We start from the raw sequence: 14,676 nt of genomic DNA, 5'->3' as shown, positions 1-14,676 counted from the left end.
AATAGACAGGCCAAATCGTGCAGTCCTAAGGCTTTCGATCTACAATGTCGCGTTTCAACTGTTAACAGTACTTGGTGAGCCGGGTCAGCGCCTGTTTCAAAAAGTGGTTTGTTATTCTCAGATGCTTGCAGAGAAAACCCATACCAAAAACAATGCCAGCCTACACTTGAATATCCTCTAAGTAGCATGAGACCAAACACATGCGACGCACGACAATCATGGCACCCAGCAGCAGCTGTGCATTAGGCGATTGGATGGCGATCAGCGATGCGCTGTCTACAGCCGAGGTTGTGTCGGTGCGATGCATGGGATAAGCAATCCCGCCATCTGCAATTGCGGGACCTACAGCGTGATTGGCCAAAACAATGTTCAACCGCGGAGAAATCTATCCAAGAAAGGCCTTCATGATGCTTGACCTCACCCGCTTTCGTCGTGACTTGCACACACACCCAGAGATCGGCTTTGACCTTGTCAGAACACCCCGCCTGATAGGCGAGCAATTGGAACAAGCTGGTCTGGAGGTCACGCGTGGCATAGGTAAGTCCGGCCTTGTTGCGACGCTGCGCCGAGGTCCTGGGGAAACCGCGTTTGGATTTCGCGCCGACATGGACGCGCTGCCAATAGACGAGGCCAATACGTTTGCGCATCGTTCAGAAACCCCAGGCAAGTTCCATGGATGTGGTCATGATGGGCACAGCACAATGCTATTGGGTGCGGCCGTAAAGCTTGCGGATGACCCGACGCTTAAGCGAACCATACATTTCATATTCCAGCCCGACGAAGAGAACGGAAATGGAGCCGCCGCGATGATTGCGGATGGACTTTTCGACAGATTTCCCATGTCCGCGATTTTTGGACTGCATAATATGCCTGGTATGCCGCTTGGTCATTTTGCAACGCAATCCGGAGCGTTTTGCGCGTTCGAGGACAATTTTGAGATTCAGATTGCTGGCCAAGGCGGTCATGCTTCGATGCCGGACAAAGGAATTGATCCTATCGTGACGGGCTCGGCGATTGTGCTGCAGCTACAATCGATCGTATCTCGGTCGTTACCGGCAAGTGAACATGCGGTCGTTTCTGTCACTGAATTCCTCACAGATGGAGCACGTAATATCCTGCCAAGCAACGTGGTGTTGCGGGGGGATTGCCGTGGCTTTTCCAGCGAGGTGTCTGCCACTATCGAGACCAGAATGCGTGCTATTGTGGAGGGCGTGTGTGCCGCGCAAGGTGCCGTGGCAACGCTAAAATACTCAACATCTTTCAGGCCGCTCAAGAACAACCCTGAAGCCACTGCAACCATCGTCAGCGCTGCGCGCGAGGTAGGTTCGGTAGATGCGGAATTTGGTCAAGTAGGTTTCTCTGAAGATTTTGCCGAGTTTCTGACACACCGCCCCGGCGCGCTCATCCTGATGGGTAACGGACTGGACGGCCCGGCTGCGATGCCCCTGCACAACGCGTCTTATGACTTTAACGACGATGCACTGGATCACGGTGTCGCGTTCTGGGTCAATCTCGCCCATCAGAGCACGTAATTTGATGGCGTCTTTTTAACAAGCCGCCACCCTTGGCTTGTGCTGTTCGACATCCTGACAATTAACGTATTTGGTTACGCTTGCGGATGTTCAGCCCGACCGCCTATTGGTAACGGTTGGGCTGTTCATTGGATCACAAGCATTCAGCCAGTGAGTTTGCCAAATTGCGAATGACTTGCGGATAAAGCTCAACTCCGGGATCAAGGTCAGAGCCCAGCGGGTCAATTACGGCAGTCTTTGCTTCTGTACCGTCTAAAACAGTTGCAACAATTCCTGGGTTGAATTGCGGCTCAGTCAAAACGCAATCAATACCTTCTTCCCGGATACGCCCCTGAATGTCCGAGATACGCGCCGGGCTGGGGTCGGTTGCATCGCCAAGAGAAATTGCGCCGGAAGCACGGAAATCAAAGGCGTCCTCGAAATACTGATAGGCGTCATGGAATACGATAAAACGACCGCCTTGAACTGGTTTCAGTGTTTCAGCTACCTCATCTGACAATGCTGCCATTTCTTCGCGCGCTGCAGCCGCATTTGCAAAATATGCACCAGCGTTGTCAGGGTCAGCGGCAGAAAGCTGGGCCGCAATGACATTCAGCCAGACTTCTGCATTCGCCGGTGAAAGCCAGGCATGAGGATCATGCTCACCGTGCCCGTGATCGTCATGATCAGCATGATCGTCGTGGTCATGATCATCGTGATCCGCATGATCATTGTTATCTTCGCTATCGTGATCATCGTGGCCATGATCATCATGTGCGTGCTCTTCTTCATGATCGTGCTCATCGTGCTTTTCGTCTTCCGCATGATCATCATCATGACCATGGTCATCGTGATCCCCATGGTCATGTGCTTCGAATAATGTGTTCTCACGGAAATCAAGCAGAACCGTTCCATCCGATTCCAGAAGCGTTGTGACCGTGGCACCGTCGCTGAGTGTCTCGACAGCGCCTTCCAACCAGGGTGTCAGATCCTCGCCAATCCAGAACACCAGATCAGCCTCTTGCAGCGCAGAGGCTTCCGAGGGACGCAGGTTGTATTCGTGCGGCGATGCGCCCGCTGGGATGACCAGATCAGGTGTTCCAACACCTTCCATAACACGGGCTACCAACGAGTGGACGGGTGCAATGTCGACGGCCACTTTTGGGGCATCCGCCATGGCTGTTCCACCCATTAACGCAGCGGTGATCGATTGTAAGAGCAGCTTTCTGGACATCGGACCCTCAGTGTGATTGTATAACATTGCGAGCGACATACATGATATGGAATAACATGACAAGTGAAGCCACTCCTAATCCTGTTTGCGACGACGCACTTGTTGGGTTTCATAAACACGATCACAAAAATTGCGTTGAGACTGCGCTGACCACAGCTGAAGCTCGGTGCAAAAAAGAAGGGTTGCGGTTAACGCCTGTGCGGCGAAAAGTACTTGAGATGTTGCTGCAGGAGCATCGAGCCTTGGGGGCCTATGCAATTCTTGATGCGCTGCGCGAGGAAGGGTTTGGTTCGCAGCCACCAGTGGCTTACCGTGCGCTCGATTTTCTTGTCCAAAATGGATTTGTTCACAAGATCGAACGTTTGAACGCATTTGTCGCTTGTTCTCATCCCGGAGCAGACCATTCGCCGGCGTTCATGATCTGCCGAAAATGTGACGCTGTGGCCGAAGCGCAGTCTGCACCAGCCAAGGGGATACTTGGCGCAGCTGCACGTGCAACGGGTTTTGAAATAGAGCGAACGGTTGTAGAAGCCGAAGGGCTTTGTCCCAGCTGCACTGAAAAGGCGTAGAAATGAGCTTGATCTCCGTTGAGAATCTCAGCGTACGTTACGGCGCGAATACAGTTCTGCGACATGTAGATATGGTTGTCGAGGCCGGAGAGATAGTAACCATCGTCGGTCCCAACGGATCAGGCAAGACCAGCCTGTTGAGGGCCATCATTGGTGCAACAAAACCAGCCGCAGGACAGGTTTCATTGAAACCAGGATTGAAAATTGGATATGTGCCTCAAAAACTGCACATCGATCCGACACTGCCAATCTCGGTCGAGAGGTTCATGCGGCTGACCGATCGCGTTTCCAAAGCAAAATGCGAAAAAGCGCTTGAAGCTGCCGGAGTGCCAGATCTGCTGAAACGACAGATGTCGCAATTGTCAGGTGGGCAATTTCAGCGCGTACTGTTGGCGCGGGCCCTGATAAACCAACCAGATGTATTGCTATTGGACGAGGCAACGCAGGGACTCGACCAACCGGGATCGGCTGCGTTTTATCACCAGATCGAAGAAGTCAGGTGCGAAACTGGATGCGCCATTCTGATGATCAGCCATGAATTGCACGTGGTCATGAGCGCTTCAGATCGCGTGGTCTGCCTGAACGGGCATGTGTGTTGCGAAGGCTCGCCCGCTGTGGTGGCATCGGCCCCGGAATACCGGGCTCTGTTCGGGACAGGGACAGGCGGTGCGTTGGCCTTATATCGACATGACCATGACCATGACCATGACCATGACCATGATCACGATCACCGTGAAACCTCTCAAGAAGCGGCAGAATAATGCTTGATGATTTTATGACACGCGCAACGCTGGCAGGCGTTGGCGTGGCTTTCGCCGCAGCCCCGCTGGGCTGCTTTGTCGTGTGGCGTCGGATGGCGTATTTCGGAGATGCCACAGCGCATGCCGCAATCTTGGGGATCGCGCTTTCGCTGACATTTCAGTTGTCAGTCTTTACTGGGGCATTGGCTGTTGCGCTTGCGATGGCGCTTACCGTAACACTGTTGTCCGGGCGCGGGTATGCGATGGATACTCTGCTAGGTGTTATGGCGCATTCCGCCCTCGCATTTGGCCTCGTCGCCGTTTCCTTTCTGTCCGGCGTACGAATTGACCTTATGGCCTACCTCTTCGGCGATATCCTTGCCGTATCGCGTACTGATTTGCTTATAATCTGGGGCGGCGCCGTCCTTGTCGTAGCGCTGATCGCGTGGCGCTGGTCTCACTTGCTGACGGCCACGTTAAACGAAGAACTGGCATATGCCAGCGGCTTCAACCCCAGACGCGAGCAGTTAATCCTGACATTGGCGCTTGCCATAACAGTGGCAGTGGCAATCAAGGTGGTGGGTGTTCTTTTAATCGCTGCAATGCTGATCATACCTGCTGCAGCGTCTCGAAGTTTGGCGCGATCACCGGAATCGATGGCATTGATCGCCGCCGCTATTGGCGCATTCTCGGCGGTCACTGGTCTAAGGGCGGCCTATATGTTCGATACACCTGCCGGTCCGTCCATCGTCTGCGTGGCCGCAATTCTATTTGCCTGCCTCAGCGTCGTCGGATTGCAAACACGCAACCGATCCAAACTCAATTAGGTTCGACGCAAGATCTGCGCAGGCGTTTCATTCCTTTAGTCATGACGGACATGATGTATCCGGCACCCGCATTCGATAGAATTGTCCTACCGTAAAGAGAACTTAGTCACAGCCTGCCATTCAGGTCTGATTCAGGGCTATAGATGTCGGATTTGAGAGTATCCAATTCACCAAAATAAAGCGATTCTTTGGAAAAAGGTCTGATTCATGCGATATTCTGGTTTCACCGTCATCAAAGAAGCGCTTAGCGGTCACAAAGGATGGAAACCGGCGTGGCGTGATCCCGAACCCAAACAGAACTATGACATTGTCATCATCGGCGGCGGCGGTCACGGTCTGGCGACGGCCCATTACCTTTCCAAAGTGTACGGCTTTCGCAATGTTGCTGTGATCGAGAAAGGCTGGATTGGCGGCGGCAATGTCGGGCGCAATACGACCATCATACGTTCAAATTATCTGCTGGATGGTAATGAACCTTTCTACGAATTCTCATTGAAACTGTGGGAAGGTCTTGAACAGGACCTGAATTACAATGCAATGGTCAGTCAGCGCGGGATTATCAACCTGATCCACTCGGACGCACAGCGCGACGCCTTCACGCGACGCGGCAATGCCATGATTCTAAACGGCGCGGATGCCGAACTGCTGGATGCCGAACAGGTACGCAAGGAGTATCCGTTCCTCAATTTTGACAACGCGCGTTTCCCGATCAAAGGCGGTCTGGCTCAGCGACGCGGCGGCACCGTTCGTCACGATGCCGTAGCATGGGGCTATGCGCGCTCGGCGGATAGTCACGGCGTCGATATCATTCAGAATTGCGAAGTCACCGGATTCCGCATCGAAAACGGCACATGCGTGGGCGTTGAAACTTCGAGAGGATTCATTGGGGCCGGTAAGGTTGGCTGTGCCGTTGCTGGGAATTCGGGGCGTCTGATGGGAATGGCGGGTATGCGACTGCCGATTGAAAGCCACGTTCTGCAAGCGTTTGTCTCCGAGGGTTTGAAGCCGCTTCTGCCGGGCGTCATCACTTTTGGTGCGGGACATTTCTATGTCAGCCAATCCGATAAAGGCGGCTTGGTATTTGGAGGCGATATCGACGGCTACAACTCCTACGCTCAGCGCGGAAACCTGCCAGTAGTTGAAGATGTCTGCGAAGGCGGCATGGCGCTGATGCCAATGATCGGCCGCGCGCGACTGCTGCGCATGTGGGGCGGGATCATGGATATGTCCATGGACGGGTCGCCCATTATCGACCGCACACATATCGACGGGCTCTATTTCAATGGCGGCTGGTGCTATGGCGGCTTCAAGGCCACTCCTGCATCGGGCCATTGTTTCGCGCATCTGCTGGCAAAGGACGAGCCACACCCAACCGCGACCGCCTATCGCTTTGACCGCTTTCGCACCGGTCGGATGATTGACGAAAAAGGTATGGGCAATCAGCCCAATCTGCACTGAGGAAGCCAAAAATGATCATCCAACATCCATTGCTGGGTCCCCGTGACAGTTCAGAGTTCGTGTATCTGGGTGACGCGTCCTTGATAGACCGTCCCGATTGGCAAGCTGAAAACGCAGCTGAGACATTCTATGATTACGCCTATCTGCGCGACAATCCAGCGGGCGAACACCGTGAGCTGTGGTTTCATGAAGGGGGGGATCGATCCTGGCTCGTCGTGACACGCAATACGGTCACGCATGAGATTTCGAAAGTGGAGTTGGCCCGTGATGTAGCCCGGATGCAAGGACGTTCCAAATGACCCAAGTCAACCGGCTGAACGGCGGTCAGATCGACCGCACCAGTACTCTGAATTTCAAATTTGACAACCGCAACTTCACGGCGCATCCGGGAGACACTCTGGCATCCGCCCTTCTAGCCAACGACGTGCGCCTGATTGGGCGATCATTCAAATACCACCGCCCCCGTGGTATTTTGAGCGCCGGGTCTGAAGAGCCCAACGCCTTGGTTGAACTGCGTACGGGCAATCGAAAAGAACCCAACACACGGGCCACGACGATCGAGATGTTTGACGGGCTCGAAGCGCATTCTCAGAACCGATGGCCAAGCCTCAGGTTTGACGCGATGGCGATCAATGATCGGTTTTCAAATTTTTTGACCGCAGGCTTCTACTACAAAACCTTCATGTGGCCCGCCGCATTCTGGGAGAAGCTCTATGAACCTGTTATCCGCCGGGCTGCAGGGCTGGGCACCATGTCGATGCAGGAAGACCCTGATGAATATGACAAGGGATTTAGGCACTGCGACCTTCTAATTATCGGCGCGGGTCCGGCAGGATTGATGGCAGCGCTGACCGCCGGTCGTGCGGGGTCCGACGTGATACTGGCGGATGAGGATTTTGCCCTCGGTGGTCGTTTGAATAGCGAAACTTACTCGCTGAACGACGACATCGCTGCAAACTGGATTGCACAGACGGTGGCTGAGTTGTCCGCGATGCCGAATGTCCGCCTGATGCCGCGCACAACCGTTATCGGTGCTTTTGATCATGGAATTTACGGGACAGTCGAACGGAAAGGCGATCATCTGTCCGCTCCATCAGAGGGCAAACCCCGTCAAATCCTATGGCGCATCTATTCTGGGCGCGCCCTCTTGTGCGCGGGCGCAACCGAGCGCCCGATTGCCTTTGAGAACAATGATCGGCCTGGCATCATGCTGGCCGGAGCGCTGCGCAGTTATGCTAACCGTTTCGCCGCCACCCCCGCGCAACGCGTGGCTATTTTTACCAACAATGACGATGGCCACCGCACCGCAGCCGATCTGCATGCCAAAGGGGTGAAAATCGCGGCCGTTGTTGACGTTCGGCCCGAGGCCCCACTGAACGGTGACTATGAGGTGCTGCGCGGCGCTGAGGTGATCGATACCAAAGGGCGTCTTGGCTTAACTTTCGCCGAGGTCAAATTGGCCGACGGCTCAAACCGGATATTGGATGTTGGTGCGCTTGGTATCTCAGGCGGATGGAACCCGAATGTGCACCTGATCTGCCACCAACGCGGTCGCCCGGTCTGGAATGAGACCCTGTCTGCCTTCGTCCCCGGCGATACGTTGCCTCCGGGCCTGACAGTCGCCGGAGCCGCAAATGGCATCATGTCCACTCATGGTGCCTTGAAATCCGGTGCCGAAGCCGCCACCCACGCACTTGACTTGAAAAGCGATGCCATCGCGATACCAACGGCCGAAGATGCTCCGGTCGCTCAGACGCCATTCTGGTATGTCCAAGGCTGTTCGCGGGCATGGCTGGATCAACAGAACGACGTAACTGTCAAAGACGTAAAGCTTAGCCATCAGGAAGGCTTCCAGTCGGTCGAGCATCTCAAACGTTACACCACGCTGGGCATGGCAACCGATCAGGGTAAGACTTCGAACATGGGCGGCTTGGCAATTATGGCCGAGATCGCCGGGAAATCCATTCCGCAAGTCGGCACCACTATCTACCGCCCGCCCTATACGCCAGTGCCAATAGCAACCTTTGCGGGCCGTATGAGGGGGAAGGAATTTCACCCCACCCGTCTGACACCATCACACCACTGGGCCAAAGAGCGCGGTGCCGTGTTTGTGGAAGTCGGCAACTGGTTGCGCGCTCAATGGTTCCCGTTACCTGGAGAAACGCATTGGCGGCAATCCGTTGACCGCGAAGTGCGCCAGACTCGTGCCTCGGTCGGAGTGTGCGATTGCACCACGCTGGGCAAGATTGATGTACAGGGCACCGATGCAGCGGATTTCCTGAACCGGATCTATTGCAATGGTTTTGCCAAGCTACCTGTCGGCAAAACCCGCTATGGGCTTATGCTGCGTGAAGATGGCATTGCAATGGATGATGGCACCGCAGCACGGCTGGCCGAAGATCATTTTGTGGTTACAACAACAACGGCCAATGCGGTAAAAGTTTACCAGCACATGGAGTTTGTCCGGCAATGCCTATTCCCGGACATGGACGTGCAATTGATCTCGACCACCGAAGCCTGGGCACAATACGCCGTTGCTGGCCCGAATTCACGTAAGTTGCTGCAAAAAATTGTGGATCCGGAATTCGACATCTCGAACGAAGGTTTCCCCTTTATGGCCTGCGGCAACATTACCGTTTGCGGTGGGTTACGAGCTCGTCTGTTCCGGATATCATTCTCGGGTGAATTGGCATTCGAGATCGCGGTCCCATCCCGCTATGGCGATGCCTTGATGCGACGATTGATGGTCGAAGGCGAAGAATTCAACGTGGTGCCCTATGGCACGGAAGCATTGGGCGTTATGCGGATCGAAAAAGGTCATGCGGCGGGCAACGAACTAAACGGGACCACCACCGCACTGAACCTTGGCATGGGTCGGATGGTATCAAAGAAGAAAGATAGCATTGGCTCAGTTCTGTCAGAGCGTGAAGGGCTGAACGAGGCTGATGCCTTGAACATGGTCGGCGTCAAACCCGTGAACAGCGCGGATAAGATCACCGCTGGCGCGCATCTCATGGATGCATCCGGTCCGGTCGATGCAGCGAATGATCAGGGCTATGTCACCTCAGCCGCCTTCTCGCCTTCTCTGAACTGCTATATCGGTCTGGGCTTTCTGAAGAACGGAAGTGACCGTCATGGCGAGAAGATGCGCCTTGTGTCGCCGCTAACCGATCTGACCGTCGAGGTCGAGATTGTTTCATCCCATTTTGTCGACCCTGAGGGAGAACGGCTCCGTGCATGATCTTATCGCGTTAACCGCACTTGGTGGAGCGGACCCGGAAACCTGCACTATTGGCAGCGTAACCTGCAGTGAAGTCCACGATGTTGCGCTGGCTTCGGTCGCGGCGCGCTTGGGGCGTGAAGGCGAAACTCATTCGGCGTTGGCCGCTTTGATCGGGCAGAAGGCACCTGGCATCGGTCAGTTTTTAGGACAAACCCTCATAGCCTTTTGGGCTGGACCCGAACAATGGATTGTCGAGGCTCCCTTTGAAAGTCATGAGAGCCTCGCTGAAGTGGTAAAAGATGGCACCAAAGATGCTGCTTCGGTGTCCGAACAGACGGATGCCTGGGCCCGGTTTGATCTAAAAGGTCCCGATGTTCAGTCGGTGCTGGAACTGTTGTGCAATCTGGACTGCCGAAATTTGGCGACAGGCGGCGCAGCACGAACCTCAATTCACCACCTAGCATGCTTCCTCCTGCGCCGGTCAACCGATTTGTTCAGTATATACGCTCCGCGATCTTCAGCCCAATCTCTGCAACATGCGATTGTCACTGCAATGAAATCCGCTCTGTGACACGCAGTTCAGCTTGAGGGCAGCGGAGCATTATCCTCAACTCGAAAGCGGTTGATCCGACGGCGGTCCTCGCTTGGGCTCAAGCCGAAGGCTGCGCGATAATGTGTCACCAACGGTGCGACGGAACTATATCCGACTGCTGCCGCAATTTCAGAGATCGGGTCTTTTGTATACACTACCATCTGCCGCGCCGCCTTCATACGCATCGCGCGAAAATAATGGCTGGGGCTTTGTCCGGTGGCCTGCTTGAATGCGCGTTCGATCTGACGCGGAGTGACACCCGTTTGACGCGCGACCTCGGTGATCGAAATCGGCTGACCGACGCTGCCCGCGAACAACTCGATCGATTTGGTAACAAGCGGCGGCAATCTGTCACCGGAATCCGAATGACAGACATTCGGAACCTGTTGTTTTACACTCGTTCCACGCATCATCGGGTGCTGGAACCAGCAAGCCACTTCATGCGCGACCTCACTACCCAATCGATCTTGGATCAGATGCAGGGCCAGATCAAAGGCTGCGGCTGCCCCTGCCGCGGTATAACGATTGGCACCAGATACAATCACCTCGCGACGAGCCTCGATATCAGGAAACTCGGCCTCAAAAGCAGCCTCATAGCACCAATGTACGGAAACCGGAAACCCAGTCATTACCCCTGAGCGGACCAAAGGGAAAACGCCACCACTGATACCCCCAAGAACGGTTCCATGTCGCGCGAGCGCGCGCAATGCACCATTGCCCTGCTTTGGGTCCCGGAACCCGGCGACGGGACTGCTGAGTATGAAGAGGATATCCATGGATTGACAATCAGATAGAGGCCTGTCGGCCTCGAACCCAACATTGGCGCTGGACCTGACTTTCTGCCCTGCCTCAGAAACCAGATGCCAGCAAAAAGCCTCCTGTCCCACTATCTCATTTGCTGCCCGCAAGGGTTCAATCACCGAGGTCAAACACGCCATCGGAAACCCATCAAACAGCAAAATGCCCAACTCGATTGTTTTTTCAGCCAGCATGATACTTTCACTATCAGGAAATATTGTTGATGTGTTAGCCCGTTTGGAGGTTGCGATGCACGGTACATGTTTGCAGAAACAGGCAGCTCAAGTATAGCAATACGCTGAATGTCCAGATCAGAAAATCGCGACACCGAAATGCCTACCAATCTGACGCAAAATCCGCATTCCTTTCGGACAGGCGAACGAGAGAAGGTGTTAAAAGTTGCGATCGGGCGCGAAGTTCGAGCGTTTCGCAAACAGCAAAACATCACTGTTGCCGACTTGGCCCAATTAACCGGTTTGTCGATCGGCATGTTGTCGAAAATCGAAAACGGCAACACCTCTCCTTCATTGACGACCCTGCAATTGCTGGCAGATACGTTGTCGGTGCCGCTGACAAGTTTTTTCCGACAGTTCGAAGAACGCCGAGAAGCCGTCCACGCAAAAGCCGGAGAAGGGGTGGAGCTTGAACGCGAAGGGACACGCGCCAATCACCAATATAACTTACTGGGACACTTGGGTGCGAACGGATCGGGCGTAATCGTGGAGCCGTATTTGATCACGCTCACTGCCAAATCCGACATTTTTCCGACATTTCAACACGGCGGGATCGAAACAATTTACATGCTTGAGGGCGAAGTAGATTATCGCCATGGGGATCAGATCTATCCGCTTAAAGCTGGCGACACCCTGTTTTTCGACGCCGACGCTCCACACCGACCAGAAAGATGATGAATCTGCCGGCATGCTAAATAGCGGTCATCAGTTACTCTCAGACCAACTGAACAGTGGTGATCGATCTGCCCTGAGATCAATCGCGCTATGCCGTAGTCAGTGGAGCTCTTATGCAACGAGCCAAAACTGGTGACCCAGTTACCGCGGTATTGAGACATCTGACACTCGGTAACTAAACTTCGTCATGCACCCGTCAATTGCAGGACAACCTATTTGAAGTCCATCAACCAATATGTATCCTCGGCAGCTCCGCCCAAAATCGCACATTTTTCCTCGGTAATAGACATTGTTACAATCTTTGGTTGGCCAGTTGCACCCTAACGTGGCTTAATCCAACTGGTGTTTGTCGTAGTACTTTTCGGGAATGTCCGGCGATCGACTCCAAAGGTGCACACCATCCTAATTCTGTGATCCTGTTCGCGGTCTAATTCTACGTCCGTTACGGTGTCACCTAACGAGATCTGCTCGAGGCCTTTGGCGGAATCTGGTGTGACGGTTGAAAATGCGATGCGTAACCACGGGATCGTGCAATATCTCGCTTTGGTCGATCGCGCTGGCTTAGAAATGGAAGGCCAGCATCGCTGAATCCTGGCGCATTGATATAGGATCTTTGTCTCTGTATCTTGCGTGGAAAATGAGGAAAGTGGCGCCAATCAACGCAATACAGCCGAGGCCCATGGAGTCGTGACTATCACTATGTCTTGTCATACTTGGCTTAAGAGGAATACTATTCAACGCGCCTATTGAGGATCATATGATCCACCCGAACATTGCCGCGCTCTCTTCCAAATCACGATACAACACCTTGTACTGCGGCCCGAAGCTAACAGCCTACAAACTGCATCCTTGAGGAAATGGCAGCCTTTCAATGATAGCCTTCTGAAACTTAATCGAAAATATTCGACGACAACAAAACCTAGACTACGCGTTCTCTATGATTAGACCCAAATGGTTGCGACACATCCATCCCAGTTCTGGATCATCATTGGTGACGCCATCAGCTTCTATTCTAATGCAGTAGAAAGCATTCTGAGGAGTTGGTTGAATTCGGCTCGTTACGCGTCTGACAAACCACTCAACAGTTGGTGCTGCGTCCTTACATGATCGCTGACCGCGGCTTCAATTCTCTCAAATCCGTTTATTGTAAGACGAATGAGAAAACCTCGCCCATCTTCGGGGTTTGCAACCCGTTCAACTAAGCCTGCCTTGACCAGCTGATCTGCTCGGTTGGTCATAGTTCCGGACGTGACCATTGTTAGATCCAACAGTTCGCCTGGGGACAATCCTTCCGGTTTCCCGGATCTTTGCAGTGTGGCAAGCACGTCGAAACTTGCCGCGTTCAGACCGTGTAACCTACAGGTCTTTTCCGCTCCCCTTCGCAACTCCACCGCAATACGCGACAGCCGGCCGATGGCTTCCATCAGTCCCACATCCAGATCCGGCCGAGCCTTGTTCCACTGCGCAATGATGAGGTCAACATGCTCCATGTTTCATCGGTAGTCGGAGCTTACCTTGACGTCAAGATATATGAGGAATCGCCATGACGGCCATCTCACCGCTGATTTGGGGCAGCACTTATGTTGTAACAACTGAGTTCCTCTCAGATGGCTATCCGATCACGATTGCCGCGTTGCCAGCCCGATTGTTGCTGCTGTTGCTATCCCTCTAGTTACCGCAAGGGGTCTGGTGGAGGTTCTGTTGCAAACTTTTTGCCATTGACGCTCAAGAACGCAGAGAGTGAATAGCAGCCCGTGTAATTCAGCCGAAAGTCGGTTCATGATTTCTTTTAAGGGTGCGCAATATCCGAAGGATGTGATCCTATTCGCGGTCTTCTTCTACGTTCGATACGGTGTTTCATACCGTGACCTGGAGGAAATCATGGGTGAGCGCGGTGTTTCGGTGGACCACACTACACTGAACCGCTGGGTGAAAAGATACTCCAGCGCGATTGCTGAGGCCGCGCGTCGCCGAAAAAAACCTTGCGACCGTTCTTGGAGAATGGACGAGACCTACATCAAGGTGAAAGGGGTGTGGGTATATCTCTACCGAGCTGTCGACAAGCACGGTAAGACGCTTGATCTCATGCTTTCGCAGCGTCGAAACAAACCAGCCGCCACCAAATTCTTTGCCCGGACACTGGAAGTCAACGGACTCCCGAGAAAGATTGTCATCGACAAAAGCGGAGCTAACACGGCTGGCATCAAGGCCATAAACAAGATGTTGAAAGGCTTTGGTTGCCCGATCCCAATTGAAATGGTCAGGCGGAAATACTTGAACAACATTGTGGAGCAGGATCATCGTTTCATAAAAAGACGAACCCGCCCGATGCTGGGGTTCAAAGCCTTCGCATCAGCAGCAGCAACATTGGACGGAATCGAAGTGGCGCACATGATCCGCAAAGGCCAAATCACGCCCGGACTCTGTCCGTTTCGCCAGTTCGCGGAACTTGCCTCTTAAACCTGCAGCTACAGCGCGTTCACTTCAGCCAACCAAAACTTCGCAACAGAACCGCTTGGAATTCCGAGGGTTCATCACCGTAGAAGATAGCAGAGCCGAAGGAGAGGATTTATCGCGAAGCTTCCGATTGATTGCAGAGTTGGCATCGAACCCATGCTAGTGCTGCCAGTTCTGCAAATTGACGAAACGGACAGAGTCCGGGCGTAAGATGACCTTTTCGGATCATGTGCGTCACTTCGATTCCGTCCAGTGAAGCCGCCATTGAAACAAAGGCCCTGAACCCTAGCATTGGTCGAGCGCTGATTGATGAAGCGATAATCACTATCAACGGTCGCAAATGCTGGGATGCAAACCCC

At 53.7% G+C, this 14,676-nt stretch carries 14 protein-coding genes and 2 pseudogenes; 11 read left to right on the top strand and 5 right to left on the bottom strand.

Going from position 1 to position 14,676, the window contains the following annotated elements; all coding sequences use genetic code 11:
* Positions 1 to 160: 160 nt before the first annotated feature.
* Positions 161 to 307 (bottom strand): hypothetical protein, encoded by a 147-nt coding sequence (locus tag ACR0IU_RS06400; RefSeq protein ID WP_480715663.1) that lies wholly within the window; start codon positions 305 to 307, stop codon positions 161 to 163.
* 97 nt (positions 308 to 404) lie between these two features.
* On the opposite strand from ACR0IU_RS06400, the gene ACR0IU_RS06395 reads away from it, so the two are divergent.
* Positions 405 to 1,532 carry an amidohydrolase gene (locus ACR0IU_RS06395; protein ID WP_480715662.1) on the top strand — a complete coding sequence of 376 codons (1,128 nt, stop codon included), beginning with the start codon at positions 405 to 407 and terminating at the stop codon, positions 1,530 to 1,532.
* Between the two features lie 133 nt (positions 1,533 to 1,665).
* Here ACR0IU_RS06395 and ACR0IU_RS06390 read toward each other — a convergent pair whose 3' ends face one another.
* Complete coding sequence (locus ACR0IU_RS06390; protein WP_480715661.1) at positions 1,666 to 2,745, bottom strand: zinc ABC transporter substrate-binding protein; 1,080 nt, start codon at positions 2,743 to 2,745, stop codon at positions 1,666 to 1,668.
* Positions 2,746 to 2,801: 56 nt separating this feature from the next.
* On the opposite strand from ACR0IU_RS06390, the gene ACR0IU_RS06385 reads away from it, so the two are divergent.
* The 7 genes from ACR0IU_RS06385 (at position 2,802) to ACR0IU_RS06355 (ending at position 10,133) form a co-directional block, all read left to right on the top strand.
* Entirely contained in the window at positions 2,802 to 3,314 is a 513-nt protein-coding gene (locus tag ACR0IU_RS06385) for a Fur family transcriptional regulator (RefSeq protein ID WP_170545968.1), read from the top strand.
* A 2-nt stretch (positions 3,315 to 3,316) separates the two neighbouring features.
* Entirely contained in the window at positions 3,317 to 4,075 is a 759-nt protein-coding gene (locus tag ACR0IU_RS06380; protein ID WP_480715660.1) for a metal ABC transporter ATP-binding protein, read from the top strand.
* A complete protein-coding gene (locus ACR0IU_RS06375) occupies positions 4,075 to 4,881 on the top strand; it encodes an iron chelate uptake ABC transporter family permease subunit (RefSeq protein WP_480715659.1) in 807 nt (268 codons plus the stop codon). Before ACR0IU_RS06380 ends, ACR0IU_RS06375 begins: the two co-directional genes overlap by 1 nt.
* A gap of 207 nt (positions 4,882 to 5,088) precedes the next feature.
* A complete protein-coding gene (locus tag ACR0IU_RS06370) occupies positions 5,089 to 6,339 on the top strand; it encodes a sarcosine oxidase subunit beta family protein (RefSeq protein ID WP_480715658.1) in 1,251 nt (416 codons plus the stop codon).
* 11 nt (positions 6,340 to 6,350) lie between these two features.
* The gene (locus tag ACR0IU_RS06365; protein WP_170474799.1) at positions 6,351 to 6,638 is read left to right on the top strand and encodes a sarcosine oxidase subunit delta; all 288 of its coding nucleotides are present in this window, start codon (positions 6,351 to 6,353) and stop codon (positions 6,636 to 6,638) included.
* Entirely contained in the window at positions 6,635 to 9,580 is a 2,946-nt protein-coding gene (locus ACR0IU_RS06360) for a sarcosine oxidase subunit alpha family protein (RefSeq protein WP_480715657.1), read from the top strand. The genes ACR0IU_RS06365 and ACR0IU_RS06360 overlap by 4 nt, the downstream gene beginning before the upstream one ends.
* Positions 9,573 to 10,133 carry a sarcosine oxidase subunit gamma gene (locus ACR0IU_RS06355; RefSeq protein WP_480715656.1) on the top strand — a complete coding sequence of 187 codons (561 nt, stop codon included), beginning with the start codon at positions 9,573 to 9,575 and terminating at the stop codon, positions 10,131 to 10,133. Before ACR0IU_RS06360 ends, ACR0IU_RS06355 begins: the two co-directional genes overlap by 8 nt.
* Positions 10,134 to 10,141: 8 nt before the next feature.
* Here ACR0IU_RS06355 and ACR0IU_RS06350 read toward each other — a convergent pair whose 3' ends face one another.
* The gene (locus ACR0IU_RS06350; RefSeq protein WP_480715655.1) at positions 10,142 to 11,146 is read right to left on the bottom strand and encodes a GlxA family transcriptional regulator; all 1,005 of its coding nucleotides are present in this window, start codon (positions 11,144 to 11,146) and stop codon (positions 10,142 to 10,144) included.
* Between the two features lie 138 nt (positions 11,147 to 11,284).
* Between ACR0IU_RS06350 and ACR0IU_RS06345 the strand changes: the two are divergent.
* Positions 11,285 to 11,880 (top strand): annotated as a pseudogene (locus tag ACR0IU_RS06345) (helix-turn-helix domain-containing protein).
* A 1,038-nt stretch (positions 11,881 to 12,918) separates the two neighbouring features.
* Here ACR0IU_RS06345 and ACR0IU_RS06340 read toward each other — a convergent pair.
* Complete coding sequence (locus ACR0IU_RS06340; protein ID WP_480715654.1) at positions 12,919 to 13,350, bottom strand: MarR family winged helix-turn-helix transcriptional regulator; 432 nt, start codon at positions 13,348 to 13,350, stop codon at positions 12,919 to 12,921.
* Positions 13,351 to 13,403: 53 nt separating this feature from the next.
* On the opposite strand from ACR0IU_RS06340, the gene ACR0IU_RS06335 reads away from it, so the two are divergent.
* On the top strand, positions 13,404 to 13,532 hold the full coding sequence (locus ACR0IU_RS06335; RefSeq protein ID WP_480715653.1) for a hypothetical protein: 129 nt from the start codon (positions 13,404 to 13,406) through the stop codon (positions 13,530 to 13,532).
* Between the two features lie 107 nt (positions 13,533 to 13,639).
* Positions 13,640 to 14,320, top strand: a complete 681-nt coding sequence (locus ACR0IU_RS06330) for an IS6 family transposase (RefSeq protein ID WP_480715652.1) — start codon at positions 13,640 to 13,642, stop codon at positions 14,318 to 14,320.
* Between the two features lie 109 nt (positions 14,321 to 14,429).
* Here ACR0IU_RS06330 and ACR0IU_RS06325 read toward each other — a convergent pair.
* A pseudogene (locus ACR0IU_RS06325) lies at positions 14,430 to 14,649 on the bottom strand (hypothetical protein); the annotation flags it as partial.
* Between the last annotated feature and the right edge of the window lie 27 nt (positions 14,650 to 14,676).

It is taken from the genome of Ruegeria sp. CL5 (genome assembly GCF_056536485.1).
The sequence above is the reverse complement of the archived record's forward strand: the minus strand, read 5'-3'. Positions and strand labels throughout refer to the sequence as shown.

Bases quoted from the DNA above. Each gene is read 5' to 3' on its own strand.
- ACR0IU_RS06400 (WP_480715663.1), bottom strand. From the start codon at position 307: ATGCATCGCACCGACACAACCTCGGCTGTAGACAGCGCATCGCTGATC.
- ACR0IU_RS06395 (WP_480715662.1), top strand. From the start codon at position 405: ATGATGCTTGACCTCACCCGCTTTCGTCGTGACTTGCACACACACCCA.
- ACR0IU_RS06390 (WP_480715661.1), bottom strand. From the start codon at position 2,745: ATGTCCAGAAAGCTGCTCTTACAATCGATCACCGCTGCGTTAATGGGT.
- ACR0IU_RS06385 (WP_170545968.1), top strand. From the start codon at position 2,802: ATGACAAGTGAAGCCACTCCTAATCCTGTTTGCGACGACGCACTTGTT.
- ACR0IU_RS06380 (WP_480715660.1), top strand. From the start codon at position 3,317: ATGAGCTTGATCTCCGTTGAGAATCTCAGCGTACGTTACGGCGCGAAT.
- ACR0IU_RS06375 (WP_480715659.1), top strand. From the start codon at position 4,075: ATGCTTGATGATTTTATGACACGCGCAACGCTGGCAGGCGTTGGCGTG.
- ACR0IU_RS06370 (WP_480715658.1), top strand. From the start codon at position 5,089: ATGCGATATTCTGGTTTCACCGTCATCAAAGAAGCGCTTAGCGGTCAC.
- ACR0IU_RS06365 (WP_170474799.1), top strand. From the start codon at position 6,351: ATGATCATCCAACATCCATTGCTGGGTCCCCGTGACAGTTCAGAGTTC.
- ACR0IU_RS06360 (WP_480715657.1), top strand. From the start codon at position 6,635: ATGACCCAAGTCAACCGGCTGAACGGCGGTCAGATCGACCGCACCAGT.
- ACR0IU_RS06350 (WP_480715655.1), bottom strand. From the start codon at position 11,146: ATGCTGGCTGAAAAAACAATCGAGTTGGGCATTTTGCTGTTTGATGGG.
- ACR0IU_RS06340 (WP_480715654.1), bottom strand. From the start codon at position 13,350: ATGGAGCATGTTGACCTCATCATTGCGCAGTGGAACAAGGCTCGGCCG.
- ACR0IU_RS06335 (WP_480715653.1), top strand. From the start codon at position 13,404: ATGACGGCCATCTCACCGCTGATTTGGGGCAGCACTTATGTTGTAACA.
- ACR0IU_RS06330 (WP_480715652.1), top strand. From the start codon at position 13,640: ATGATTTCTTTTAAGGGTGCGCAATATCCGAAGGATGTGATCCTATTC.